Source organism: Mesorhizobium sp. C416B, assembly GCF_030323165.1.
In the GTDB taxonomy this organism is placed as follows: Bacteria; Pseudomonadota; Alphaproteobacteria; order Rhizobiales; family Rhizobiaceae; genus Mesorhizobium.
In genome coordinates, this window is the sequence record NZ_CP100471.1 from 6,532,478 (window position 1) to 6,557,964 (window position 25,487).

Below are 25,487 nucleotides of genomic sequence, written 5' to 3' on the forward strand. Positions count from 1 at the left end.
TTAATAAACATGGTGAACCGTTCGTAAACCATTTCTGCCTAGGGTCATTCCTGGGGCCGGAAGCTTTCCGGCAAGGGGCGTAGCAGGCAGTATGGTTGTCTCGCATTTTCTCAAATGGATCTACACCGCGAGAGTTTCGGAGCGCGCCGCGGCGGCGAGCGCGCTGGCCCGCGCCTACGTCAATTCCGACCTGCCTTTCGAAGACCGTTGCGCGGCCGAAGCGGCGCTGACGCTGCTGCTCGACGACGCCTCGTCGAAGGTGCGGCTGGCTATGGCCGAAGCGCTGTCGATGAGCCATCACGCGCCGCTGCAGATCATCAGCGCGCTTGCCTCCGATCAGCCGGAAGTGGCAGCCCTGGTGCTGGCGCGGTCCCCGCTGCTGACGGACGCCGACCTGATCGACCGCGTCGCGGCCGGGCACAAGGCGACGCAAAAACTGATCGCCGACCGGCCGGTCGTTTCGATGGCGGTTGCCGCGGCGATCGCCGAGATCGGCGAACCGGAAGCGTGTGCGGCGCTGCTCGCCAATGACGGCGCCGATATCGCGTCGCTCAGCTTCCGCCGCATGGCCGAGCGGCATGGCCATATCGCTCATTTGCGCGAGGCAATGGTCACGGATGTGCGGCTGCCGGCCGACTGCCGGCACATGCTGCTGGTCAAGCTCGGCGAAACGCTTAAGGCTTCGCCGCTGGTGATGGCGCTGATGGGGGCGGCCAGAGCCGAGCGGGTCACGCGCGATGCTTGCGTCAAGGCTTCGGTGCGGCTGGTCGAAGGCACGCGCACTGAGGAACATGCGGCACTTATCGAACATCTGCGCCTGCGCGGCGACCTGACCGCAAGTTTCATCATCCGTGCCATTGCCCACGGCAAGGTCGACTTTTTCGGCTCGGCCCTGGTTGCGCTCAGCCAGCAGTCGGAGCAGCGGGTGCGGGCCTTGCTCGCAGGCGGCCAGGACGTTGCGTTGCAGGCGCTCTTCCGCAGCGCCGGCCTTGCCGCTTCCACCCATGGCATCATGCTGCGCGCGCTCAAGATCTGGCGCGAAGTCGCCAACGGCAAGCGCCTCGCCGGCGTGCAGGAAGTCAGCTGGCTGATGCTGAAGGAACTCGGAGGTCAATCCACTGAGGGCGATCTCGCCGGCCTGGTCAAGTCGATCCATCTCGACGCGCTGCGGGAAAACGCGCGCGGGCATGCGCTGGCGATAGCCGCGGCCTGACGCCCTAGCCACGATCCCTGGTGAAGAAATCCGGGAAATCCTCGATCGCGGCGGCGATGATGCGCAGCGAGGCTGCGATCTGCAGCATATCCGCACCGCCGCTGCGCTCTGAAAGGCTGGCTGCATATTGCCGGGCCACAGTGACAGTTGCTGTCTGTGGATCGCCGGTTGCGCGAAAGAGCAGTTCACGCGCGAGGCCGCGCAGGAAATTGGCGATCGAGAGCGCGGTGTCGGTAGGAGTGGACGGCCTCTGCTGCGCGGCGCGCAGGCGCAGGATTTCGAGGCCGACGGTAACGGCGGCGACCCCGCCGCCCAGGATCGCATCGCCTTTCCTGCCGGCATTCTGCAAGAGCGGCATCAGCTGGTTGATGCGGTCATAGGCCAGGCTCTCGAAGGCCGAACGCCGCGGTACCCGCTCGTGCAGACACAGCCGCGCCAGATCCTCGCGCATGGCGCGCACGATGCGGTTGGCCGCGCGCCATGGATCGACCGGCAGCACCACGATGAAGACGCCGATGGCCAGCAGGATGCCGACCAGCACCGACGCCGAGCCGGCGAAGAACGGGCCTGGGGCATAGGTCATCGCCTGATGCGGGCTGAGGAAGGCGAGGAAATTGATTGCAAACGCCGTCGCCACGCCGACGGTGCGTGGATTGGCCATGCCCAGCGCCGTCGGTACCAGGATCGGCACGACAAACAGCGTGAACCAGCCGAAGCCGGGCAGGGCAGGCAGCGCGACCTGGCCGACAAGGAAGGCAAAGGGCAAAGCCAGCAGCGTTCCCTTGAAGAAGCCCCAGGACACCCGCACCGGGTCAGGCCGCGCGGCGAAAAGACTGGAGACGACGGCAACGAGGATGACGGTGCCGGCCGCGTCGGACCATTTCGTCGTCAGCCAGAAGGCGGCGACCGCCAACGTGGCAAGGCCGGCGCGTATGGCATTGCGCGAAGCCCCGGGATAATCGCGGTGCACCACCAGCGCAGGCGGCTGCCTGTTGCTCCGGCTGGGGCCCGTCACCGGTGCGCGCAGGGCGTCGAGGCCGCGCAGCACCTGCTTGAAGGCTTCGGCGAAATCGGCGGCGATGGTGAGGCGGGTTATGGTGCCGACCCTGTCGTCGCCCTGATCGGTCGAGGCGTCGGGCATTTGCCGGGCCTTGCCGGCAATCGCGTCGAGCCGCGTCACCCAGGGCGACGTGTCGTCCAGCGCCTCGGGCGTCGCTGCCAGCTCGCTGACCAACGACTGCAGTTCGGAGCGTACCGGAATGAGCGCTGCGTTTTTCGGCGCGGCATGCGAATGCAGCGCGCGCGCCGCCGACAGCGCCGAGAGAAGCTGACCGATGGTTAGGCGGACCGGATGGGCGCGGGTGGCGAAGCTCGGTGCTTCGAGCCGGGCATAGGCGCGCATCTCGGCCAGCATCTGGGCGTCGGTGATCAGCTTGCGGTGCAGGCCGGCCAGCGTCGCCGGGTCGCCACCGGAAAAAGCGCCGCCTGCATAGGTTGCAAGGTCGAGGATGCTGCGCTTCAGCCTGGAGATGATGGCGTCAGCGGCCAGCTTGGGCAGGATCAGCCGGCTGGTCAGGCCGGCGCAGACGATGCCGAGCACGATCTCGGCGCAGCGCGCGACAGCGAGATCGACGACCACGTGCGGCTGGCCGAAAGCCGGCAGCCCAATGATCATCGCGGTATAGCCGGCAAGTGCGGCGCCATAGGCTTCCGGATTGCGCAGCAGCGACGAAACCAGCGTGCACAGCCCAATCCAGACGGATAGCGCCGTGACCAGCAGCCAGGGATTGGTGCCGAAAACCGAGGTGATGCCGATCGCCGCAAGTCCACCGGCCAGCGTGCCGAGCAGCCGGTAAAAACCTTTCGCCAGCACCATGCCGGCGACCGGCTGGGCGACGATGAAGACCGTCATCATCGCCCATTGCGGGTGGTGGAGTTTCAACGCGTAAGCAGCGAGAAGCGCGATCAGACCGGCCGAAACCGTGCGCAGGGCGAAAATCCAATCCGAGCGCGTCGGCTGCGTCAGGCCCGCCAAACTGGTTTCGAAGTAGCTCTTCAGCCGCGCCCGGATCACAAGCTGGTCTCCGTATCGGAAGTGCAGGCTAGAGCAATTCCAGGAAAAGTTTGAAACGGTTTTCCGCCCGGAACTGCGTCAAAACGAAGAGTCGGCCGGCGCTCAGATATCCAGCACTTCCGTCGCGGCGAATTCGGCGCGTTCCTGGATGAAGCGGAAGCGGGCTTCCGGCTTGGTGCCCATCAGCGCGTCGACAGCATCCTTGGTCGCCGCCACGGCGTCGATGACATCGACCCGGAGCAGCGTGCGCTTCCTCGGGTCCATGGTGGTTTCCTTGAGCTGCGCGGCCATCATTTCGCCCAAGCCCTTGAAACGGCCGATCTCGACCTTGGCGCGGCCGGTGAATTCGGTGCGCAACAGCTCGTCCTTGTGCGCATCGTCCCTGGCATAGGCAACCTTGCCGCCTTGCCGGATCGAATAGAGCGGCGGCACCGCCAGATAGAGATGGCCGCCATTCACCAGGTTCGGCATTTCCTGGTAGAAGAAGGTGATCAGCAGCGAGGCTATGTGAGCGCCGTCGACGTCGGCGTCGGTCATGATGATCACGCGGTCGTAGCGCAAATCCTCGTCGCGGTATTTCGAGCGCGTGCCGCAACCGAGCGCCTGAATCAGGTCCGAAATCTGCTGATTGGCGGCTAGCTTGTCGTTGCCGGCGCTGGCGACGTTGAGGATTTTTCCGCGCAGCGGCAGCACCGCCTGGCTGGCGCGGTCGCGCGCCTGCTTGGCCGAGCCGCCGGCCGAGTCGCCTTCGACGATGAACAGTTCGGCGCCCGCGGCGGCATTCTGCGTGCAGTCGGCGAGCTTGCCGGGAAGGCGCAGCTTGCGCACCGCGCTCTTGCGCGACACTTCCTTTTCCTGGCGCCGGCGCACCCGCTCGTCGGCGCGCGCAATCACCCATTCCAGCAGCTTGGAGGCTTCCTGCGGATTGTCGGCCAGCCAGTGGTCGAAGGGATCGCGGATGGCGGTCTCGACAATGCGAATGGCTTCGATCGTTGCCAGCCTGTCCTTGGTCTGGCCGACGAATTCCGGCTCGCGAATAAACACCGACAGCATGCCTGCCGCCGAGATCATCACGTCTTCGGAGGTGACGATCGAGGCGCGCTTGTTGCCGACCAGGTCGGCATAGGCCCGAAGCCCGCGCGTCAGCACATTGCGAAAGCCGGCCTCATGCGTGCCGCCTTCGCCGGTCGGGATGGTGTTGCAGTAGGAGTTGACGAAGCCGTCACCGCCGAACCAGGTCACCGCCCATTCCAGCGAACCGTGGCCGCCCTGCTTCTCGCTCTTGCCGGCGAAGATTTCGCGGGTCACCTGGAAATCATCGCCGAGCGATGCCTTGAGATAGTCCTTCAAGCCGCCGGGGAAATGGAACTCCGCCTTGGCCGGCGTCTGGTCCTTTTCCTTGATCAGCGATGGGTCGCAGCTCCAGCGGATCTCGACGCCGCCGAACAGATAGGCTTTCGAGCGGGTCATGCGATAGAGCCGCGCCGGCTCGAAGGCGGCGCCCTTGCCGAAAATCTGCTCGTCGGGATGGAAGCGGATTTTGGTGCCGCGCCGGTTGTGCACTTCGCCGAGCTGCTCCAGCCCGCTCACCGGAACGCCGCGCGAGAACCTTTGACGGTAAAGCTGGCGACCGCGCGCGACTTCGACTTCGAGATGGTCCGACAGCGCATTGACGACCGAGACGCCGACACCGTGCAGACCGCCGGAGGTCTCATAGACCTTGCTATCGAACTTGCCGCCCGAATGCAGCGTCGTCATGATGACTTCGAGCGCCGGCTTCTTGAATTTCGGATGCGGATCGACCGGGATGCCGCGGCCATTGTCGGTAACGGTCAGAAACCCGTCGGCCGACAGCTCGACATCGATGAAGGTGGCATGGCCGGCGACCGCCTCGTCCATCGAATTATCGATGACCTCGGCAAACAGATGGTGCATCGCCTTGTCGTCGGTGCCGCCAATATACATGCCGGGACGGCGCCGCACCGGCTCCAGCCCCTCCAGCACCTCGATGTCGGCGGCGCTATAGCCCTCGCTGCCGTCCTTGGTCGCGGCAGGACGCTTCGTGGCCTGCACCAGCGGGTCGGTCGGGCGCGAAGGTGTCCGAGCCGGTTGGGGCTGCTTTTCCAGATTGCCGAAAAGATCGTTGTTGTCGTCCATGCCTACCATAGAATCCGTGCCGCGAATCACCCGTCGATACTGCCACGCTTTTCGGCGCCAAGCGACGGAAGTTCCTGTTACGTTCGGGGATTAAACCCTTCTTATCCTAAAACCTTTCGATAACCAAGCCGGCGGAAATAGGTCCGTGCGGAGCGGCCGCGATTCCTGAATCTTTAACAAAGCGGCCTAGCGTCGCTCCAACAAAACAAAAGACCACGAATGTCAGGGGTTGGTTGTGAGGGGCAAGGCCATAACGATGATTGGCATCGCTGCCGTCTTCGGCGCGATTTCAATCTTTGCCGCGGATTTCTGGGTGAAAAGCCAGGCCAAGGCCGGTGCCGAAGAGAAAACGGCGTCGATCCCGGCGCCCGCCGTCCCCAAGGTCGTCTTCAAGACCATAGTGGTGGCCAACGCGCCGCTGCGTTACGGCATGGAGCTTGACCGGGCGCAGCTCAGCGAAATCCCATGGTCCGAGGATTCGGTGCCGCAGGGCGCGTTCACCACAGTCAATGCATTGCTCGCCGAAGGCAGCCGCGTGGTATTGTCGCCGATCGAGGTCAACGAGCCGGTGCTGATCAGCAAATTGTCGGGGCCGAACGGCCGCGCGACGCTATCAAACATGATGACGCCCGGCATGCGGGCGGTGACAATCCGCACCGACGAGATCGCCGGTGTCGGCGGCTTCGTCATGCCGGGCGACCGGGTCGACGTGGTGCTGACACGCGATGCGGGCGAAATCCAGGAAGTGGCCAAGAACGCGCAGGGCGCTGCCGGATCGACCGTTACCTCCGAGATTGTCGTCTCCGACGCCAAGGTGCTGACCGTGGGGCAGGGCGCCGACGAGCGCCAGACCACACCGCAGATCGCCAATTCCGTCACCATCGAGGTGACGACCGAAGGCGCGCAGAAAGTGGCGCTTGCCCGCACCGTCGGCACCTTGTCGCTGTCGCTCCGCTCGGCCGCAGACGGAGGGGCCGCCAGGGACGGCGTCACCACCATCTCGTCCTTCGGCGGATCGGTCGCCTCCGGCGTCCAGGCCGCTGCCGGCGCGCTGTTCACTGCCGCGACCAAGGAGCCTGAGAAGCCGAAATTCAAGACGATCATCGTGACGCGCGGCACGCAGGTCGAAGAATACCAGGTTCCTGCGCGGGACCAGCAATAACTGCCGGTGGGGACCGGGCGAGGGACGGGACAGATGTCGGGACTTCATGCATTTCGAACTACGAAAGGGCTGCGCCCAATGCGGGCGCTTGCGGTGGGGGCTTGCCTGGCCGCGGCCGCAATGCTCGGCCTCAGTGCGCCAGCCAAGGCCGACAACGATATCGTCCATGTCTCGTCGACAACGAATGCGTCGATCAAGGTAGCCAAGGGCAAGCCGAAGACGGTCATGACCAATGCCGCCTTCTACCAGATCGTCATCGGCGATCCGGAGATCGCCAACGTCAATCCGCTGACCGACAAATCCTTCTATGTGCTGGGCAACAATCTCGGCACCACCGGCATCGCGCTGTTCGACGAGAACAAGCAGCTGGTCGGCACCGTCGACATCGAGGTGACGCTGGACACCGACCAGCTGGCCAGCACCATTCGCGCCAGCGTGCCGGACGCAAAGATCAAGGTCGGCTCGGCCAATGGCCGCGTCGTGCTGTCGGGCGAGGCCGATGACGCGGTCGCCGCCGAGAAGGCAAGCAAGATCGCCAGCCGCTTCTCCGGCAATGAAGAAGTGATCAATTCGGTCAACATCTCGTCCTCGCAGCAGGTTCAGCTCAACGTTCGCTTCGTCGAGATCAATCGCCAGGCCGGACAGGATCTCGGCGCCAAATACAGCGCCAATTTCGCTTACGGCATTGGCGGGCGCGACGTCACCCTCGATCCTGGCACGGTGCCGGGAGCCGGCAATGGCGAGATCATCGGCCGGCTGCTGTCCAACGGCCTGTCGATCGACGTCGCCATCAAGGCGCTGGAGGAACGTGGTCTCGCCAGGCGGCTGGCCGAGCCGAACCTGATCGCCCGCTCGGGCCAGACGGCAAGCTTCCTCGCCGGCGGCGAGTTCCCGATCCCGGTCTCCGAGGACAATGGCAAGATTTCCGTCAGCTACAAGAAATACGGCGTCAGCCTCGACTTCACGCCGACGGTTCTCAAGGACGGGCTGGTGAGCCTCGACATCGCGCCGGAAGTGTCCTCGATCGACGCTTCGGCCTCCTACAATATCGGCAATATCTCGGTCCCGGGCTTTATCGTGCGCCGCGCCAAAACATCCGTCGACCTGAAGAATGGCCAGAGCTTCATGATCGCCGGCCTGCTGCAGTCACAGAACGACATTACCACATCGCGTCTTCCCGGCCTCGGCAAGCTGCCGGTGCTCGGCTCGCTGTTCTCCTCCAAATCCTATCAGCGGCGCGAGACCGATCTGGTGATCATCGTCACCCCCTATCTGGTCAAGCCGGTCGACCCGTCGAAGAAGCTGCTCGAGCCGACCGACGGCACGCAGCCGGCCAGCAATGTCGACTATTTCCTCAACAACACCGAGGAAGTGAAATCGTCCGAAGCCAATCGTGCAGTGGCAATGGCCAGCGGCAGTACGGCACAGCCGGCCGCGGTCACCACCGTCGGGCATTTCCTCGACCTGCCGAAGGATTGAAGCCATGCGCGTGGAATCATGCATCGCCCTGCTGATCGCCGGCCTCGCCGGCGGCTGCACCAGCGACGACTATGTCCGCTCCGAGGGACCGACGATTGCCGCCGGCAACGCACAGGCCGCCAATACGGCCATGCAGATGGTCGATCCCTGGAAATACGGCGTCCAGAACACCAGGCTGCTGGTGCCGGCGCAGCGCAGTGAGGCGGCGGTCAACGCCGCCGACCAGGCTGCTGCCGCCAAGGCCGTGCAACCGACAGCGACAACCGATTGATTTGCCCGGTGATTTGACCGGGAATGACCTGACAGGCTGACAAAATGGCAAGCGGCATAAAGACCAAGAAAATCCTGCTGGTGTCCAGCGACCGGACCTTTGTGCAGGATACGCGCACCGCGTTCGCGGCCTCGGAGGTGATCCAGCTTTCGACCGTCGAGAAGAACATTACCGAACTGCGCGGCGAGGTCCAGGAAGCCGATTTCGGCGCGCTCATCGTCGACATGGATGCGGCAAAGCTGGAAGAGATCGAGTCGCTGCAGCGCATCATGCGCCGGCTTGAAGGCCGCGTTCCGGTGGTCGTCGTCACCCAGGAATTCAACGCAGCCGCAGTGCGTATCCTGGTGCAGCTCCAGGTCGCCGATTTCCTGGTCAAGCCGATCACCACCGCCGATCTGGTGCGGTCGGTCGTGCGCGCGCTGCAAGGGCCGGGGCGCGAAGAAAACACCGAGTCGCAGATCTATACCTTCATGCCGGCCGCCGGCGGCGTCGGCACCACGACGCTGGCGCTGCAGACCGCTTTCCAGCTGCATCATTCGGTGACGCGCGGCGCGTCGACCTGCGTGGTCGACCTCAACTTCCAGCAAGGCGCCTGCGCCGAATATCTCGACCTCGAGCCGCGCTTCGACATCACCGAAATCGAGAACCAGCCCGAGCGCCTCGACCGTCAGCTGCTGGACGTGATGCTGTCCAAGCATGCGAGCGGGCTCTGCGTGCTGGCGGCGCCAACGCATCCGTCGGAAATGCGCTCGTTCAAGACCGATGTCGTGGTGCGCATGCTCGATCTCGTTTCGGCCTATTTCGACAACGTCGTCATCGACATGCCGCGCACCTGGTTTCCGTGGACGGAAACGGTGCTGCTCGGCTCCAACAAGCTTTACATCGTCGCCGAAATGACGGTGCCGTGCCTGCGCCATACGCAGCGGCTGATCCAGGCGGTCTACGAGACGGCAGGCAAGGAAGTGAAGCCGAACGTGATCGTCAACCGTTTCGAGCAGAAGATGTTCGACAACGGCATAAAGCAGGCGGATGTCCAGGAAATCCTCGGCGAGCATTTCGTCGGCGGCATCTCCAACAATTACCGGCTTGTGCGTGAAGCGGTCGACCGCGGCGTGCCGCTGCATGAGATCGACCCGAACGCCAATGTCGTCAACGATCTGAAGAGGATCATCCTGCCGGAAGAAGCCGTGGTGACGCCGGAGAAATCGCGCTCGCTGTTCGGCATCGGCAGGGGCCTCCTGAAGAGGAAAGCCGGATGACCAGCCGCTTCTCGACCCTGCAGAACCGTGACGTCCGCGCGCTGAAGCCGGCCGAGGCGGCGCCGGTCGCGCATCACGCCGTGGTCATCCCGACGAACCGCAAGGCCTTGCCGCCGAAGCCGGAGACAACACCGGGAAAAAGCGCCAACAAGGTGCTCGATGCCCGCGTGCGCATCCACCGGCTGCTGCTCGAGGAAATCAACCTGGTCGCGCTGGAGCGCCTGCCCAAGGATGAGATGCGCCGGCAGGTGCAGGAGTTCGTGTCGGAAAAGACCCGCCAGGAGCGTATGGCGATCAACACCGTCGAACTTGAAGCGCTGGTCGATGACATCGTCGATGAGATGGTCGGCCTCGGCCCGCTGGAACCGCTGCTCAAGGACCCCGACATCAACGACATCCTGATCAACGGCCACCAGAACTGCTTCGTCGAAAAACGGGGCAAGCTGCAGCAGGTCCATATCCCGTTCAAGGACGAGGCGCACCTGTTGCGCATCGTCAACAAGATCGTCGCCGCCGTCGGCCGCCGGGTCGACGAATCGCAGCCGATGGTCGATGCCCGCATGCTCGACGGCTCGCGCTTCAACGCCGCCATTCGCCCGGTCGCCGTCGACGGGCCGCTGGTGTCGATCCGCAAGTTTTCAAAGAACAAGCTCGGCCTGCACAAGCTGGTCGAGTTCGGCGCCATCACCCAGAACATGGCCGAGGTGCTGGCGGCTGCAGTCCACGCCCGCAAAACGACCATCATCTCGGGCGGTACCGGCACCGGCAAGACGACAATGCTCAACGCATTGTCAGCCTTTATTCCGGAAGACGAACGGTTGATCACCATCGAGGACGCGGCCGAACTGCAGCTGCAGCAGCCGCATGTCGCGCGCATGGAAACGCGCCCCGCCAACATCGAAGGTCATGGCGAGCTGAAGCAGCGCGACCTGGTCAAGAACGCGCTGCGCATGCGCCCTGACCGCGTCATCCTCGGCGAGTGCCGCGGCGAGGAGGCCTTCGACATGCTGCAGGCGATGAACACCGGCCATGAAGGCTCGATGGCGACCATCCACGCCAACACGCCGCGCGACGCCATTTCGCGCCTCGAGCAGATGCTGGGCATGACCGGCATGCCGATGACGGTGCAGTCGATCCGCAGCCAGATCGCCAGCGCGCTCGACCTTATCGTCCAGCTGACGCGACTGTCGGACGGCAAGCGCAAGGTGACCAGCGTCGCCGAGGTGACCGGCATGGAAGGCGACGTCATCCAGATGCAGGAGATATTCCGCTTCGTGCGCACCGGCATGGAAGCCGACGGCAAGATCCTCGGTCACTACGAGGCGACCGGCATTCGCCCGCGTTTCCTCGAGGACCTGCGCAATATGGGCATTGAATTCCCCGGCAAATATTTCGAACCCGGCCGGCCGCAGGAGTAGCCGGGTGTTCGAAAATTTCAGCCCGATCTATGTCGTCTATGCCGCGGCAGCGCTGACCGGCATCATGATCGCCGAAGGCTGCTATCTGCTCTATGCCGGCCGCAGCGACAAGCGCCTGGCTATCAACCGGCGCATGAAGCTGCAGGAAAACAAGATCAGCCAGGAACAGGTGCTGATCCAGCTGCGCAAGGAACGCGGCCTCGATTCCGGCACGTCATTCTTCTCGCCCGACCGTTTTCGCGCGCTGCGCACGCAGTCTGGCATGGTGATGCCCTTGCCGAAATTCCTGACGATGACGACGGGCGTGGCGCTGGCGATGATGCTCGTCGCGCTCTGGTACGGCCTGCCGCTGTTGCTCGCCATTTTGCTGTTTGTGGTGCTGACAGCGCTGCTGCCGGTAATTGTGCTGCGTTCCAAGCGTGCCCGGCGGGTGAAGCGTTTCGGCGTGCAGTTGCCGGAGGCGCTGGAATTGATCACGCGCGGCTTGAAGGCCGGGCATCCGGTTCCGGTGGCGATCTCCATGGTGTCGCGCGAGATGCCCGATCCGATCGGCACCGAATTCGGCGTTATCTCCGACGAGGTGACTTATGGTTCCGACCTGGTTTCGGCGTTGAATTCACTGTTTGATCGCGTCGGCCAGGAGGATCTGCCGCTGTTCGTCACCGCGGTTTCCATCCAGACGAGTTCGGGCGGCAATCTGCGCGAGATCCTCGACGGGCTGTCGACGACGATCCGCGAACGCGGCAAGCTGCGCCGCAAGGTGCGCGCCATTTCGACCGAGGGTCGTATGTCGGCCTATATCCTGACGGCGGTGCCGGCGCTGCTGTTCGCCGCCATCATGGTGATGATGCCGCAATTTTATCAAAGCGTCTGGGATGTGCCGAAGACCTGGTATCTGCTGGGCGGTTCGGTGACATGGCTGATGCTGGGCAACATCATCATGTTCAAGATGTCGAACTTCCGGTTCTGAGATGGAGCAGGTGATCCAGTTTCTTGCCTCGCTGGCGCCGACGTCGCTGATGCCGGTAGCCGCGATGCTGCTGGCGTTGGGCGGCAGCGCGGTGGCATGGCCGCTGGTGGTGGCCAAAGGCGACCGCAACGATCTCAAGCGCCGGCTCAAGATCGACGACAGCAAGACTCCCCAACAGGCCGAGGTGGCGCCGAAGAAGAACCAGAGCGTCGTGCGCGAGAAGGCGGTGAAGCGGGCGCAGGAATTCTACGCCAAGAGCGATCCGGAAAATGTCGCCCGGCTGCGTATGAAGCTGATCCAGGCGGGCTATATGGAGCCGCGCGCGGTCGGCACATTCTTCCTGATCCGCTTCGCCTGCCTGGTGGGCGCAGCGATCGGCGCGTTCCTAGTCAACCATTGGATGGGCAGCGCCGATTCCACCGCGACCAGCCGCTGGACCTTCATCATCCTGTCGGGAGCCGCCGGCTATTTCGTGCCCGGCCTGGTGCTCAGCCAGAAGGTGCGGGAAAAGATGCGCGAATACCGCAACGGCTTTCCCGACTTCATGGATTTGATGATCGTCTGCTCCGATGCCGGCATGAGCATGGAGGCCGGCATCGAGCGCGTCTCGAGGGAACTGGCCAAGACCTATCCGTCGCTGAGCCAGAATCTGCAGCTGGTGTCGCTGGAACTCAGGGCCGGCCGCAGCCTCGACGATGCATTGAAGGCGCTCGCCGACCGCCTCAGCCTGGACGAGGTGCGCTCCTTCGCCACGCTCTTGCAGCAGTCGAAGGAACTCGGCACCAGCCTCGCCGGGGCGCTGCGCGTGTTCTCCGACGAAATGCGCCACAAGCGCATGTCGTTGGCCGAGGAGAAGGCACATGCCTTGCCGGCCAAGATGTCGGTGCCGGTGGTGGTGTGCATCCTGCCGGTGGTGTTGATGATCGCCGTCATCCCGATCATCGTCAAAATGACGGCGGTTCAGTAGATACCAAGGCAGTAGATACCAAGTGGCCGCCCGGCGGCTTTCTGCGGTTACTCACTTCAACTACGCTTCGCCTGGATGTCATATCCGGCCGGTTTGGCCGCTCTCCTTCGGCAAAATCCGCAAAAAGCAAAATGAGTGAGCCGTCCATGCGAATAGTCTTGTGCACCGCCTTCCTCGGCCTCGCCGCGGCCAGTCTGTCGCCGGCCTCGGCCGCGGCCGACGATTGCGGCGACGCTGCCGCTCTGGTGCAGCAGGCATATCCCAAGGCCCAAAAGAGTGCCGATGGCGCCTCCTTCACGCTCGAACCTCATACCAGCATCGCCCAGACGCTTTGGGATGGCGATGCGCCATTCGGCGTGGTCTGCAAGATCTGGCCCGCCCATGACGACCTGTTGTTGGTCGCCGTGCCGCTGATCGACAGCTCCCAATCCAGCGACGACGGGCATTTCGGCGATGTCGAGCTTCTGGTCGTCGACAGGAAGACCCGGCAGGTGCGCCAGCGCCTGCTCCAGCCCGGGCTGATGACCGATGATGCCGTCGGCATCCGCGAGATCGACTTCGATACCGGGCGCTACAGATTGGCGCCCGATGTCGGCGCCTTCGGCCTGCGCATCGACATGGCAAACCATTCGCAGCCGAATCCTTTCAGTGAAACCGACCTGCGGCTCTATGCCCTTGACGGCGGTGCTCTGCGCCTGGTGCTCGACGGCATCATCGTGGCCGGCTTTGGCGGCGAAGGCGACACCAATTGCGCAGGATCCTTTCAATCCAACCGGGTCAGCCTGGCGATGAGCCCGGCGAGACATCACGGCTATCACGACATCACAGTGTTCGAGCGGTTGGACACCGACAATCCGTCTGTCGACAAGAATGGCGAGTGCCAGTCCCATCCCGGCAGGTCCATGAAACGAACCTACCGGCTGCGCTACGACGGCAGGCGCTATCAGTTTCCGGCGGGGCTCAAGGCGCTGGAGCCGGAATAGGCTTCGGTTGGTTAATGGCTTCTGTGCCCGAAACCAAATTTTAGGCGCGTTTCCGCACTGAAGTTTAATCGCCCTGTTGTAGTCTGCTTCCTCAGAGAACGACCCGGTAAATCGGGCGATTGGGGCCAGGGGCATGCGTCACAGAAGTTTCACGGCAATGGCCGCGCTAGCGGCGGTCTTGATGGTCGGCGGCTGCACGACCGACAACGTCGACAAAACCAAGACCACATCGATCCAACCGGTGGCAAAAGACGTCAGCACCTCCGACCTTGCGCAAGGCAAGGCGCAGTTCCGCGAGGCCAATTACGGCCTTGCCGAACAGCATTTCCGCAAGGCCGTGGAACTGAAGGCCGACAGTGCCGAGGGATGGATGGGGCTTGCCGCCTCCTATGACGAACTCGGCCGCTTCGACTTCGCCGACCGCGCCTACGACCAGCTTTTGAAGGTTGCCGGGCGCAAGCCGCAGATTGTCAACAACATGGGCTATTCGCAGCTGCTGCGCGGCAACAAGAAGAAGGCGAGGGCGCTGCTCATGGAAGCAAGGGCCGGAATGGCCGACCCGAGCGTGATCAACGCCAATCTGGCGCTGCTCAACAAGGGCTGAGACTCTTCGCGGGGGCGGCAGTCGACGCTTTGTAAACCCTGTCGGCAGCTTGCTTTGAAAACCGGCCGAAAACGGTATCTCCGGCCGGTTGCATGCCTATGATGCGCCACAAATCGAAGATCCCGAAGGTTGCCGCTCATCCATGCTGGATTTCAGTTCGCTATTGCTGGCGGCTGCGCTGTCGGGCACACGCCTGAGCGTCACCATGTTTGTGATCTGGTTCACGGCGCCGCGTGCACGCTTCGTGCTGACGGTTGCGTGCGGCATTCTCGTCCTTGTCGCCCACGTCATCGTCTTCTGGCGCTACACGAGGGAGCCCAGTCCGTTGCTTTGTCAGGCAGCGTTGGCGCTGCTCAGCCTCGGTTTCCTGGCGCTTTCACTTTCGGCCATGCAATATCTTGGTGTGCGCAATTACAGCCGCGCTGTCCTGCCGGCCATGCTCGCGATCGCTGTCTGTGCCGGCGTGACCTATCTCGGTTTCGATGGTGTCGGCTTCATCCTCACCTATGCGACGGTAACAGTGCTGCTCGCCTCGATCGGGATGATGTTCTGGATCAAGGGCGGTCAGGATCGCGGCATTCTGCTGGTCGTTTCGGCGCTAAGCGGCGTCTGCGGCGTATCCTTCGGGCTCTGCGGCGCCGTGCTTCTGGTCAAGGGCCAGTGGGTGCTCGGCGTCGCACCCGACAATTGGGCCGAGCGGTTGAATTCGGTCGTGGCGGTCGCCTGCATGACGGCTCTCGGCGCGCTGACGCTGTCGCTGCATCATCTGCAGGCACAGATCGAACTGAAGGCCGAGACCCTGACCGACCCGTTGACCGGTCTGATGAACCGGCGGGCTTTGAACTCGCTCTATCGCGAGCGCGTCTTCGGCCCGTTCATGTCGGTCGCCATGTTCGACCTCGACCACTTCAAGCGAACCAACGATGTCTATGGCCATCCCGTCGGCGATCGGGTGCTCTGCCGTTTCGCCGCAGTCATCAAGAAGTATGACAGGGTTGGCGTCGACGCCTTCCGGCTGGGCGGCGAGGAGTTCGCGTTGGTCATGTCTCGGATGACCGAAGACAAGGCCTACGATCTCGCCAGCAGGATCGGCGTCGCCTTCGGCACGGAAGTGGTGCCGACGCCGCGCGGGCCGTTGCGCAGCAGCGTCAGCGGCGGCATTGGCTTTGGCAAGGAAGACGGCAGCAGCCTGGATGAAGTGCTGGCCGAGGCCGACCGGGCGCTCTACGCGGCCAAGAACGACGGGCGAAATCGCGTGCTTGTCCTCAACGGCAAAGCCGACGGACCGGCCCTGCGCTCAGCCTGACAGGCCAGAGTGTTATTCGGCGGCGCCGAGATATTCCGACAGCGGCGGGCAGGAGCAGACGAGGTTGCGGTCGCCGGCGACGTTGTCGATGCGCGAGACCGGCGGCCAGTATTTGGCCGCTGTATCGACATCGCCGGCGGGGTAGGCCGCTTCCAGCCGCGAATAGGGGTGGGTCCACTGGCCGGCAAGGGTTTCGGCTGCCGTGTGCGGGGCATTGACCAGCGGGTTGTCTTCGAGCGGCCATTCACCCTTCGCCACTTTCGCGGCCTCGCCGGCAATGGCGATCATCGCCTCGCAGAACCGGTCGAGCTCGCGCTTGGGCTCGGATTCGGTCGGCTCGACCATCAGCGTGCCGGCGACAGGGAACGACATGGTCGGCGCGTGAAAACCGTAGTCGATCAGCCGCTTGGCGATATCGTCGACGCTGATGCCGGCGCTCTCCTTGAGGACGCGCGTGTCGAGGATGCATTCATGCGCGATGCGATCGTGCCTGCCCTTGTAGAGAAGCGGGAAGTGCGGCGCGAGCCGCGTCGCCACATAGTTGGCCGAGATGATCGCCGTCTCCGTCGCCTGCTTCAGGCCGGCGGCCCCCATCATGCGGATGTACATCCAGGTGATCGGCAGGATGGAAGCGCTGCCGAACGGGGCAGCGGACACGGCATGCGCCGAGCCCTCCGTGACATGACCCGGCAGATAGGGTTTCAGATGCGCCCTGACGCCGATCGGACCGACGCCCGGACCGCCGCCGCCATGCGGGATGCAGAAGGTCTTGTGCAGGTTCATGTGGCAGACATCGGCGCCGATGTCTGCGGGCCGCGCCAGGGCGACCAGCGCGTTAAGGTTGGCGCCGTCGAAATAGACCTGGCCGCCATGTTCGTGAATGAGAGCGCACAGGTGGCGCGCGCCTTCCTCGTAGACGCCGTGCGTCGAGGGATAGGTGAACATCAGAGCTGCGAGATTCTTAGAATGCTCGTTGGCCTTGGCTCGCATATCGTCCATGTCGATATTGCCGTCCTCCAGGCAACGCACGACGACGACGCTCATGCCGGCCATCGCCGCACTCGCCGGATTGGTGCCATGCGCGGACTGGGGGATCAGGCAGATGGTGCGATGGCCTTCACCGCGCGCGCGATGATAGGCGCGGATGGCGAGCAGACCGGCATATTCGCCTTGGCTGCCGGCATTGGGCTGCAGGCTGACGGCGTCGAAGCCGGTGATCTCCGCCAGCCAGCCTTCCAGCTCGCCGACCATGGCGCGATACCCGGCCGAATGGCTGGCCGGCGCGAAGGGATGCAGGTTGGCGACAGCAGGCCAGCTGACCGGCATCATTTCGGCCGCCGCGTTGAGCTTCATGGTGCAGGAGCCCAACGGGATCATGGTGCGGTCGAGCGCCAAATCCTTGTCGGCTAGCCTGCGCAGCAGGCGCATCATGTCGGTCTCGGAGTGGTTTTCGCGGAAAACCGGCTGGGTCAGAAACTCCTTGCCGCGCGGCTTGCCGGGCATCGCGCCGGCCTCAGTAGCGCCGGACTTGGCGCCGAACAGGGCGGCGATAGCCTCGAGATCCGCCTCGGTCGAGGTTTCGTCGAAGGCGATGCTGATGCGGTCGGCATCGATGACGCGCAGCAGCCGGCCACCTTTTTCAGCGGCAGCGGCGATCGAAGCTGCCTTGCCCTTCACTTCGGCCGTCACCGTGTCGAAACGGCTTGAGCCGAGCACGGAAACACCAGCGGTTTTCAGGCCTGCTGCGAGGCCGTTGGCGAGCTCATGAATTCGGGCTGCGATCGCCTGCAAACCAGTGGGCCCGTGCCAGATCGCGTATGCGGTCGCCATGTTGGCAAGCAGCGCCTGCGCGGTGCAGATGTTGGAGGTCGCCTTGTCGCGGCGGATATGCTGTTCGCGCGTCTGCAGGGCGAGGCGATAGCCGGGACGGCCCTTGCTGTCGATCGACTGGCCGACGAGGCGGCCGGGCATCAGCCGGGTCAGCTTGTCGGAGACGGCGCAATAGGCGGCGTGCGGGCCGCCAAAGCCCATCGGCACGCCAAAGCGCTGCATCGGGCCGACGGCGATGTCGGCGCCAAGCCTGGCCGGCGCTTCGGCCAGCGTGAGCGCAAGCGGATCGGCGATGAAGACGACCACGGCGCCGGTGGCGCGAGCTTTCTCGATCGCCGCCTTGTGGTCGCCATAGACGCCAAACGTGTCCGGCCAGGAGACCAGCAGGGCGGCGGTGTTGTCGTCGATGGTCTCGCCATCGATCTCGATGCCGAGCGGCTCGGCGCGGGTGCGCACGACGTCCAGCGTCTGCGGATGCGGCGTGCCGGCCAGCGCCACCTTGGTGCGCTTGTCGCGGTGATGGCGCAGCGCGATGCCGACCGCTTCGGCCACCGCCGTCGCTTCGTCGAGCAGGGAGGCCGAAGCCACCGGCAGGCCGGTCAATTCGGTGACCAAGGTCTGGAAGTTGAACAGCATTTCCAGGCGGCCCTGGCTGATCTCGGCCTGGTAGGGCGTATAGGCGGTGTACCAGGCCGGGTTCTCGAACAGGTTGCGCTGAATGACCGGCGGCACATGGACGCCGTGATAGCCGGCGCCGATGAAGCTCTTCAGCACCCTGTTTTTTGCCATGGTCGCAGCCAATTCGGCCAGCGCTTCGGCTTCGCTCGCCGGCGCGGGAAGGGCTAGCGGCAGATCGAGGCGGATCGACTGCGGCACGGCCTGGCTGATCAGCGTCTCGATGGAGGGAACGCCGATCACGGCAAGCATGGCTCTGACGTCGTTTACATCAGGACCGATGTGGCGGGCCGAGAAGGGGGTAAGTGCTGCGCTCATGGCAATAGGTCCTGATGTCAACCGATATGGGCTTTGTAGGCGGCCTCATTCATGAGGCCTGCGAGTTGGCCTTCGTCGGCGAGCTTCATCTTCCACAGCCAGCCGTCGCCGGTCGCAGCGGAGTTGACCAGCGACGGGTCCGAGGACAGCGCGCCGTTGGCGTCGGTGATCTCGCCATCAACCGGCGCATAAACATCGGATGCCGCCTTGACGGATTCGACGACCACGGCGGTGTCGCCCTTACTGAGTTTGGTGCCGAGTTGAGGCAGTTCGACGAAGACGAGATCGCCAAGCTGTTCCTGCGCATAGTCGGTTATCCCGACGGTGGCGATGCCTCCCTCGACGCTCAGCCATTCGTGATCTTGTGTGAAATAGGTTTTTGCCATCGGAATTATCCTTTGCGGTAGCGATGAGGAGTGAAGGGCAAGGAACTGATATCGACCGGGATTTTCGTCCCGCGAACGTCGGCGAACAGTTTCGTGCCCGGCTTGGCCAAGGCCGTTGACACATAGCCCATGGCGACGGGATGGCCGGCCGACGGGCCGAAGCCGCCTGATGTCACGTAGCCGGCCGGATCGCCGTCGGCATCGAACAAAGCAGCGCCGGCGCGCACCGGCTGGCGGCCGTCCGGCTTCAGGCCGACGCGCTTTTGCGACGGCCCGCGCTCCAGGATGGACCGCAGCGCATCGGCGCCGATGAAGGACCCGCCGGCGCGGAGATCTTTGGGGATCGCCCACATCAGGCCGGCACTCGCCGGATCGATCTCCGGCGTGATGTCCTGGCCGTGCAGGCACAGGCCGGCCTCCAACCGCAGCGAGTCGCGGGCAGCAAGGCCGATCCACAACACACGCTCGTCCTCGAGCAGTTTCGTGACCAGAGCGCGCGCATCCGCCTCCGGCAGGCCGATCTCGAAGCCGTCCTCGCCGGTGTAGCCGGAGCGGCTCATGAACCAGTTTTGCTTCGGCTCGATGCCATGCATGAACAAGAGTGAGCCGGTCTCGATGCCGGCGCGGGACAAGGCAGCCCAGGCTTCCGGCCCCTGGATCGTCAGGAAGACGCGGTCGAGCGCATCGACTTTGACGTCGAAGTCCGCGGCCAGCGCACGCAAATGCTTCTCGTCCTCGACCGCATTCCCGGCGTTGGCGACCACCATGAAGCGCTCGGCGCCGAGCCGGGTGACGATCAGATCGTCGATGATCCCGGCGGCCTCGTTGAGGAAGAAACTATATTTGGACTGTGAAATCTCAAGCGCGCCGGCATCGAGCGGACTGGCGCGGTTGAGCAGTGCCGCAGCGCCCGGTCCGCTGACAGCGAACAGCTTCATATGCGAAATGTCGAACAGGCCGGCATGTTCGCGGGTGTGAAGGTGCTCCTTCATCACGCCGGCCGGATAGGTCAGCGGCATCGACCAGCCCGCAAAGGCGCCAAAGCGTGCGCCGGCGGCGGTGTGCAGATCTTCGAGAGGAAGGTGTTTGGTGTCGTCGCCCGTCATGTCATCTCCAGAGTCGCACGCAATCGGCCGCTGCTGGCGACCAGTCCGTGCCCCTCTGTCTGAAGCCTGAGAGACTCGCGCAACCGGAACTCTGTCGGCGACGCTTACACCTTCGGCGCGGGGGCAAGCCCCGACTTTCCAGAGTGTCTTTCCCGTCTACGGTTCTTTTGCCTGAGAGATTTCGGGCGATTTCCCCTTCGGCGGCAGCTCGCGCTGCTCTCTCCCGCAAACAGGTAGGACTCAAACTTAAGCCCTCGACGCGCCATCCATAGCTTGTCGGCGACACCTTGTCACCTGCCAGCGACACGTAAAGCGCGTCGTCTTTACAGTCTTCGCTAACCACGCCGTTTGCCGGTTTTTCAAGACAATGGCGATATTCTGGGCTCACGGTTTGGCCGGCAATTGCGTTGGGCACGGCGGATGGGGATTGACAGATGGGCGAACGGATCGGGAGCGCGCCGGTGGCGGGGCTGGCCTCGAAGGACCGCATCACGGCGGAAGATGTCGTCATGCTGCGTCGCGAAGTGTTCGCCGACGGCGTGGTGACGCGCGGCGAGGCTGAAGCACTGTTCGCGCTCGATGCGACAGCGACGGACAAATGCCCGCAATGGCCTGAATTCTTCGTCGAGGCCGTTACCGACTACATCGTCCACCAGGAAAAGCCGGCAGGCTATATCTCTGAAGACAATGCCGGTTGGCTGATCCAGACCATCTCGCGCGACGGAATGGTCGACAGTGTGACCGAACTGGAGCTGCTGGTGCATGTGCTGGAAAGGGCGAAATCATCGCCCGGCCGGCTCTCCGCCTATGCGCTCGAGCAGGTCGCCAACGCGGTGGTCGACGGCAAGGGACCACTGATGCTCGGCGGCGCGCTGGTTCCCGGGCTGGTCGCCAAGGCAGAGGTCGATCTGTTGCGCCGCATTCTCCATGCCTATGGCGGCGACGGTAACATCGCCATCACACGGGTTGAGGCCGAGGTGCTGTTCCAGATCAACGAGCAGACCGCAGCGGCCCACAACGACCCGTCCTGGAACGACCTGTTCGTCAAGGCGCTCGCCAATTTCGTCATGTGTTCGGCCGGCTACGAAGCGCCGACGCGCGATGTGGCGCTGCGTCGTGACAGTTTCTTGGACCAGGTCGAGCCCGAAATTGGTGGCTTCTTCAGCCGCATGGTGTCGGGCGGCCTGGCCGGCATCATGGAAGCCTATCGTTCGCCCGGCGATATCGAGGCCGAATGGGAGTCGAAGAACCGTGCCGCCGAGGCACTCGCGCGCCGCGCCGAGACGATCGACGCCAGCGAGGCGAAATGGCTGGCCGATCGCATCGGCACCGACCGCCCGCTGCGTGACAATGAACGCGCGCTGCTGACGCTGATCAAACTCGCCTCGCCGGAGATACATCCGGCGCTCAAGCCACTGCTCGACAAGGTTGCTTAAGCCGCGCCGTTTTCTGCGACCGTTTTGCAGAGGACGATATTGGAGTGTCTTCAGGCCAATCGCCAAGTTCGGCCACGCGCTCGAAACCGGCTTCCTCAGGCAAGCTCGGTTCGGTCGGAGTCAGATCGTGCTCGGTCAGAATGCGAGGCCATCAAATCCCGCCATACCAGTCATAGCCATTGTCTTCCCAATAGCCGCCGCGGCTGCCGCCGATATTGGCAAAACTGTCGACGAGCTCGATCTTGTAGAGATACTTCGGCATCTTGTAGCCGAGCTGTCGTTCGACGCGCACGCGCAGCGGCGCGCCGTTTTCGACCGGCAGCGGCTTGCCGTTGAGGCCGTAGGCGAGGATCGTCTGCGGGTGGCGGGCATCGATCAGGTCGATGGTGCCGTAATATTTGATTTCCCCGGAGAGGCTGCGATCGATCGTATCGAGGCAGTGGAACATGACATAGCGGGCCTGCGGCTTGACCACAGCCTGGTCGAGCACCAGCGACAGCGGGGTGCCGGTCCATTTGGCGATGCAGCTCCAGCCTTCGACACAGTCGTGGCGGGTGATCTGCGTGCGGCTCGGCATGTTCTCCAACTGCTCGCGGCTGAGCGACAGCGGCTTTTCGACCAGGCCCGTTACCTCCAGCCGCCAGTCGGCGAAATTGTTGGCGAGCAGGCCCTTGTAGGTGTCATCGTCGGGCGCGGTGACACCGTTCGGCCGCTGCGGCTGGCGGATGTCGGCCTCGGTGAATTCCGGCGCCAGAGCATCGCGGCCGGCAAGCCAGCGTTGCGCGCGGTAGGTCAGGCCATTGGCGTTTTCGAGGAAACTGCGCAAGCGATCGCCCATGCCGAGCTGGCTGTCGAAGGCATCGCAGCCCGACAACATGATGCCGGAAACGCCGAGGCCGGCGCCCGTCAGGAACTTTCGGCGGCTGATCTGGAATTTGGCCATCTCACGCACTCCTCTCGGTGTCGCCATGCCTTGGCGGATCGGTGCGGTACCAGCCGGTGATGATCGAGCGCAGTTCGTTGATCGGGCCGGCGGCGAGGATCATCATCATATGGACGATGAAAAAGCCGACCAGCAGCACCATCACCGTGAAATGGATGGTGCGCGCCGTCTGCCTTCCGCCGAGCAGTTCGTTGAGCCAGGGCAGCACCGAGTTCATGCTCGGCGACATGGCAAGGCCGGTGATGATCATGAGTGGCAACAGCACGAACAGTACGCCGCCATAGGCCATTTTCTGCAGCGTGTTGTATTCGCGTGTGTGGTGGAACCTGAGCTTGGCGTGCTCGATGATGTCCTGCGGCAGCCGCTTGAGATCGTCAAGGCGCGGCGCCAGATCGCGGCGCAGATGGCCGTTGACCAGGCTGGCGACCAGCCAGACGACCAAGGTGGTTGTCAGTATCCAGGCGAAGAAGAAATGCACGACGCGGGCGGTGCCGAGATCGTAATAGGACGGGATTGTCGCCCAGGACGGGAAGGCACGCGACGTTTGCTGCCCGGCCGGGCCCGACCAGCCGAGTACGCCTGTGGTGTCGAAGCGATGGCCGAAGATTTCGGTATAGCCGCGCGGGCCGGTGGCGGTGTTTTCGGCGCCGATGGCAAAGACGGTGTTGTTGTACTCGAAGCCGGATTGCTTGCCGATGTAGAGCTGCGGCCGTGCATTGAAGATCTGCAGGCCGGACAAGAGCATGAAGAACAGCGAGATCGCCCACAGCCAGTGCGTCAGGCGGGTCCAGCGCGATTGCCGGTAGATCAGCGTCGCATCCTTCGTTGAGGCGGCATCGACGCCTGCGCCGGGCTGACTCATGGCAATGGTTTCCATCTTTTCCTCGCCTCCGGCTGCGCGATCCTGGGATGGCCGCGCTCGTCCTTGTCCTCCCAATACGTCGCTATCGAAAGCGATGTTTCATGCGATCACGTTTTTATTACGGGCACGGGTTTATCGCGGGCACGGATACTCAATTGCCGAGGCTGACCGCGAGATTGACGACGGCGGCGACGATGACGGCGTTGAAGAAGAACGACAGGATCGAATGGACAAGCACCACGCGGCGCATATGCGAGGTCGTGATCGCGGTGTCGGCGGTCTGCGCGGTCATGCCGATCACCGTCGCGAAATAGAGAAAGTCCCAACCGTCCGGCCGTTTGCTGCCGGGAAAATCGAGGCCGCCGACCGGTATCTTCTTCTTGGTTTCGGCATCGATCGCGTCGCCGTCCATCCAGTAGACATGCGCATAGTGGAGGGCGGCCATGGCATGGATGGTGAACCAGCCAAGCGGGATCGACAGCATGGCGAAGCCGAGTTCGATGGGGTCGCGATCCTTGTGATTGATCAAAAGGAACAGCAGGACAATGGCCATGGCGACGATGCCGAGCGTGATGGCAAAGATGCCCAGCACTGGGAGGTCCAGTTCGCGCGCGTTCTTGCTGAGATAGCGGCCGGACAGCAGCGGCATCTTGGCGATGACGAGCGCGATGAAGACGACGAAGAAGGAATCGGCGGCAATCGAGATCGAATAGGCAAGCCGCGTGGAGACGGGGAGCGATCCAATCAAAGGCAATACCGCGGCAAATACGACCAGACCGACGGCTAGCGACACAAAGAACTGCTTGTGCCGCTGCAAGGGGTTATTCGGCGATGTGTCGGCCATAGCCCGACCTCGGATGATGCTTCACGTCTGGTCGGGTGTGACGGATTTCAGAGCCCGCCGCAAGATACGGTCGAGCTCACCCAGGAAACGCGAGCGATCCTGTGGCGCAAAGCTGGCATTGTAGCCCTTGCTCTCGCCGGTTTCGCGCAGATGCTGCTTCAAATCGCGCATTGCAACCGCCATGCCGATGGTCTCCGGCGTGAACGGCCGGCCGGTTGGCCCAAGCACATGCGCGCCGAGCGCCACGGTGCGAGCGGCAAGCGGGATGTCGGCGGTGATCACGATGTCGTTGGGTTTTGCGTTCTCGACGATCCAATCGTCAGCGGCATCGGCGCTTTTAGAGACGACGACGTTGCGAATCATCGGATCGCGCGACGGACGCAGCCCGCCATTGGAGACGTAGGTGACGACCACGCCATGGCGCTCGGCGACCTTCTCGACCTCGGCTTTCACCGGGCAGGCGTCGGCGTCGACGTAGATGGCGGGTGCCGGCATTATCTCTCCAAAACGGACATGGGGCCGGCATGTTACCCGGCCCCATGCCAGAAATCTCGTACTGTCAGGCCGGCCGCGCGCCCGACTTCTTCGCCGTCCAGGTGGCAATGTAATCCATCAGGCCGGGGTTGAGACAGTCATAGGGCTCGAGGCCCATCGACTTCAACTGGCCGCGGATGCCGTCCATGCGCTTGGGGTCGACACCGGATTCGATGATCGACGAAACGAAAGCGGTGAAGCCCGGCGGTGACCAGCCGTCTTCCTGGAAGCGCTCGGGATGGATGAAGGACAGACCTTTGAACGGATGGTCGCGCTCGACCGGTCCGTGCATATGGACACCGCAGCCGGTGCAGGCGTGACGCTGGATAAGTGCCGAGGGGTCGACCACTTTCAGCTTGTCGCCGTTTTCGGTGACTGTGACATCGCCGGTGCCGGCTACGGCCACGACCGAGAACACCGCGCCGTCAGGCTTCCAGCATTTGGTGCAGCCGCAGGCATGGTTGTGGGCGATCTGGCCCTTGACCGTCACCTTCACCGGCTTGCTGGTGCAGGCGCAGACCAGCGTGCCGCCGGCAAAGCTTGCGCTCTCCTTTGGCAGGCCATTGTCGATTTTGGGATGCAGTTTCTCAGGCATTGTCTTCCTCCCTTGTTGAACCTGTGCAACTTCAGTCGCTGGCCCTTCGGTCGGCGGCTTGTTCTTCCTCCGTTTGGTGCGCGATCGGACGCAAA

The 25,487-nt window shown here is 63.6% G+C and carries 22 protein-coding genes and 1 riboswitch; of the genes, 12 read left to right on the forward strand and 10 right to left on the reverse strand.

Annotated features, from left to right (window positions below; translation table 11 throughout):
• Window positions 1–91: 91 nt before the first annotated feature.
• Entirely contained in the window at window positions 92–1,213 is a 1,122-nt protein-coding gene (locus tag NLY43_RS31650) for a DUF2336 domain-containing protein (protein ID WP_023710649.1), read from the forward strand.
• Window positions 1,214–1,217: 4 nt separating this feature from the next.
• Here the strand turns inward: NLY43_RS31650 and NLY43_RS31655 are convergent, their stop codons facing one another.
• Both NLY43_RS31655 and parE read right to left on the reverse strand, forming a co-directional pair.
• Complete coding sequence (locus NLY43_RS31655) at window positions 1,218–3,287, reverse strand: FUSC family protein (protein ID WP_023710648.1); 2,070 nt, start codon at window positions 3,285–3,287, stop codon at window positions 1,218–1,220.
• A 102-nt stretch (window positions 3,288–3,389) separates the two neighbouring features.
• Window positions 3,390–5,444 (reverse strand): DNA topoisomerase IV subunit B, encoded by a 2,055-nt coding sequence (gene parE, locus NLY43_RS31660; RefSeq protein ID WP_023710647.1) that lies wholly within the window; start codon window positions 5,442–5,444, stop codon window positions 3,390–3,392.
• A 256-nt stretch (window positions 5,445–5,700) separates the two neighbouring features.
• On the opposite strand from parE, the gene cpaB reads away from it, so the two are divergent.
• The 10 genes from cpaB (at window position 5,701) to NLY43_RS31710 (ending at window position 15,863) form a co-directional block, all read left to right on the forward strand.
• Window positions 5,701–6,606 carry a Flp pilus assembly protein CpaB gene (gene cpaB, locus NLY43_RS31665; RefSeq protein ID WP_023710646.1) on the forward strand — a complete coding sequence of 302 codons (906 nt, stop codon included), beginning with the start codon at window positions 5,701–5,703 and terminating at the stop codon, window positions 6,604–6,606.
• 78 nt (window positions 6,607–6,684) lie between these two features.
• Window positions 6,685–8,085: a type II and III secretion system protein family protein gene (locus tag NLY43_RS31670; protein ID WP_031197419.1), complete on the forward strand. Its 1,401-nt coding sequence runs from the start codon at window positions 6,685–6,687 to the stop codon at window positions 8,083–8,085.
• Between the two features lie 4 nt (window positions 8,086–8,089).
• Window positions 8,090–8,356 carry a hypothetical protein gene (locus NLY43_RS31675; protein WP_023667602.1) on the forward strand — a complete coding sequence of 89 codons (267 nt, stop codon included), beginning with the start codon at window positions 8,090–8,092 and terminating at the stop codon, window positions 8,354–8,356.
• 44 nt (window positions 8,357–8,400) lie between these two features.
• Window positions 8,401–9,615 (forward strand): CpaE/TadZ family protein, encoded by a 1,215-nt coding sequence (locus NLY43_RS31680; protein WP_023681597.1) that lies wholly within the window; start codon window positions 8,401–8,403, stop codon window positions 9,613–9,615.
• Window positions 9,612–11,033, forward strand: coding sequence for a TadA family conjugal transfer-associated ATPase (locus tag NLY43_RS31685; protein WP_023667600.1), 1,422 nt, complete (start codon window positions 9,612–9,614; stop codon window positions 11,031–11,033). Before NLY43_RS31680 ends, NLY43_RS31685 begins: the two co-directional genes overlap by 4 nt.
• A gap of 4 nt (window positions 11,034–11,037) precedes the next feature.
• A complete protein-coding gene (locus NLY43_RS31690) occupies window positions 11,038–12,003 on the forward strand; it encodes a type II secretion system F family protein (protein WP_023688292.1) in 966 nt (321 codons plus the stop codon).
• Between the two features lies 1 nt (window position 12,004).
• Entirely contained in the window at window positions 12,005–12,970 is a 966-nt protein-coding gene (locus NLY43_RS31695) for a type II secretion system F family protein (RefSeq protein ID WP_023667598.1), read from the forward strand.
• Window positions 12,901–13,953 (forward strand): PA3715 family protein, encoded by a 1,053-nt coding sequence (locus NLY43_RS31700; RefSeq protein ID WP_245263958.1) that lies wholly within the window; start codon window positions 12,901–12,903, stop codon window positions 13,951–13,953. The genes NLY43_RS31695 and NLY43_RS31700 overlap by 70 nt, the downstream gene beginning before the upstream one ends.
• Before the next feature lie 133 nt (window positions 13,954–14,086).
• Window positions 14,087–14,557: a hypothetical protein gene (locus NLY43_RS31705; RefSeq protein ID WP_023667596.1), complete on the forward strand. Its 471-nt coding sequence runs from the start codon at window positions 14,087–14,089 to the stop codon at window positions 14,555–14,557.
• A 142-nt stretch (window positions 14,558–14,699) separates the two neighbouring features.
• Window positions 14,700–15,863, forward strand: a complete 1,164-nt coding sequence (locus NLY43_RS31710; RefSeq protein WP_023710644.1) for a GGDEF domain-containing protein — start codon at window positions 14,700–14,702, stop codon at window positions 15,861–15,863.
• A gap of 12 nt (window positions 15,864–15,875) precedes the next feature.
• Here NLY43_RS31710 and gcvP read toward each other — a convergent pair whose 3' ends face one another.
• Genes gcvP through gcvT form a run of 3 tightly spaced genes read right to left on the reverse strand, consistent with a single transcriptional unit; the run spans window position 15,876 to window position 20,178 of the window.
• Window positions 15,876–18,686, reverse strand: a complete 2,811-nt coding sequence (gcvP, locus tag NLY43_RS31715) for an aminomethyl-transferring glycine dehydrogenase (protein ID WP_023710643.1) — start codon at window positions 18,684–18,686, stop codon at window positions 15,876–15,878.
• Between the two features lie 17 nt (window positions 18,687–18,703).
• Window positions 18,704–19,072: a glycine cleavage system protein GcvH gene (gene gcvH / locus NLY43_RS31720; RefSeq protein ID WP_023710642.1), complete on the reverse strand. Its 369-nt coding sequence runs from the start codon at window positions 19,070–19,072 to the stop codon at window positions 18,704–18,706.
• Between the two features lie 5 nt (window positions 19,073–19,077).
• A complete protein-coding gene (gene gcvT / locus NLY43_RS31725) occupies window positions 19,078–20,178 on the reverse strand; it encodes a glycine cleavage system aminomethyltransferase GcvT (protein WP_023710641.1) in 1,101 nt (366 codons plus the stop codon).
• A 149-nt stretch (window positions 20,179–20,327) separates the two neighbouring features.
• A riboswitch (glycine riboswitch) is annotated at window positions 20,328–20,414 on the reverse strand.
• Between the two features lie 198 nt (window positions 20,415–20,612).
• Here gcvT and NLY43_RS31730 point away from each other — a divergent pair.
• Entirely contained in the window at window positions 20,613–21,614 is a 1,002-nt protein-coding gene (locus NLY43_RS31730) for a hypothetical protein (protein ID WP_023710640.1), read from the forward strand.
• Window positions 21,615–21,765: 151 nt separating this feature from the next.
• Here NLY43_RS31730 and NLY43_RS31735 read toward each other — a convergent pair whose 3' ends face one another.
• The 5 genes from NLY43_RS31735 to gfa all read right to left on the reverse strand — a co-directional run bounded on the left by NLY43_RS31735 (window position 21,766) and on the right by gfa (window position 25,392).
• The gene (locus NLY43_RS31735) at window positions 21,766–22,557 is read right to left on the reverse strand and encodes a molybdopterin-binding protein (protein WP_023710639.1); all 792 of its coding nucleotides are present in this window, start codon (window positions 22,555–22,557) and stop codon (window positions 21,766–21,768) included.
• Window position 22,558: 1 nt separating this feature from the next.
• On the reverse strand, window positions 22,559–23,434 hold the full coding sequence (locus tag NLY43_RS31740) for a cytochrome b/b6 domain-containing protein (protein ID WP_023710638.1): 876 nt from the start codon (window positions 23,432–23,434) through the stop codon (window positions 22,559–22,561).
• A 136-nt stretch (window positions 23,435–23,570) separates the two neighbouring features.
• On the reverse strand, window positions 23,571–24,263 hold the full coding sequence (locus NLY43_RS31745) for a DUF1345 domain-containing protein (RefSeq protein ID WP_023688301.1): 693 nt from the start codon (window positions 24,261–24,263) through the stop codon (window positions 23,571–23,573).
• A 21-nt stretch (window positions 24,264–24,284) separates the two neighbouring features.
• The gene (locus NLY43_RS31750; RefSeq protein ID WP_023695438.1) at window positions 24,285–24,758 is read right to left on the reverse strand and encodes a YaiI/YqxD family protein; all 474 of its coding nucleotides are present in this window, start codon (window positions 24,756–24,758) and stop codon (window positions 24,285–24,287) included.
• Window positions 24,759–24,822: 64 nt separating this feature from the next.
• Window positions 24,823–25,392 (reverse strand): S-(hydroxymethyl)glutathione synthase, encoded by a 570-nt coding sequence (gene gfa, locus NLY43_RS31755; protein WP_023710637.1) that lies wholly within the window; start codon window positions 25,390–25,392, stop codon window positions 24,823–24,825.
• Window positions 25,393–25,487: the final 95 nt, after the last annotated feature.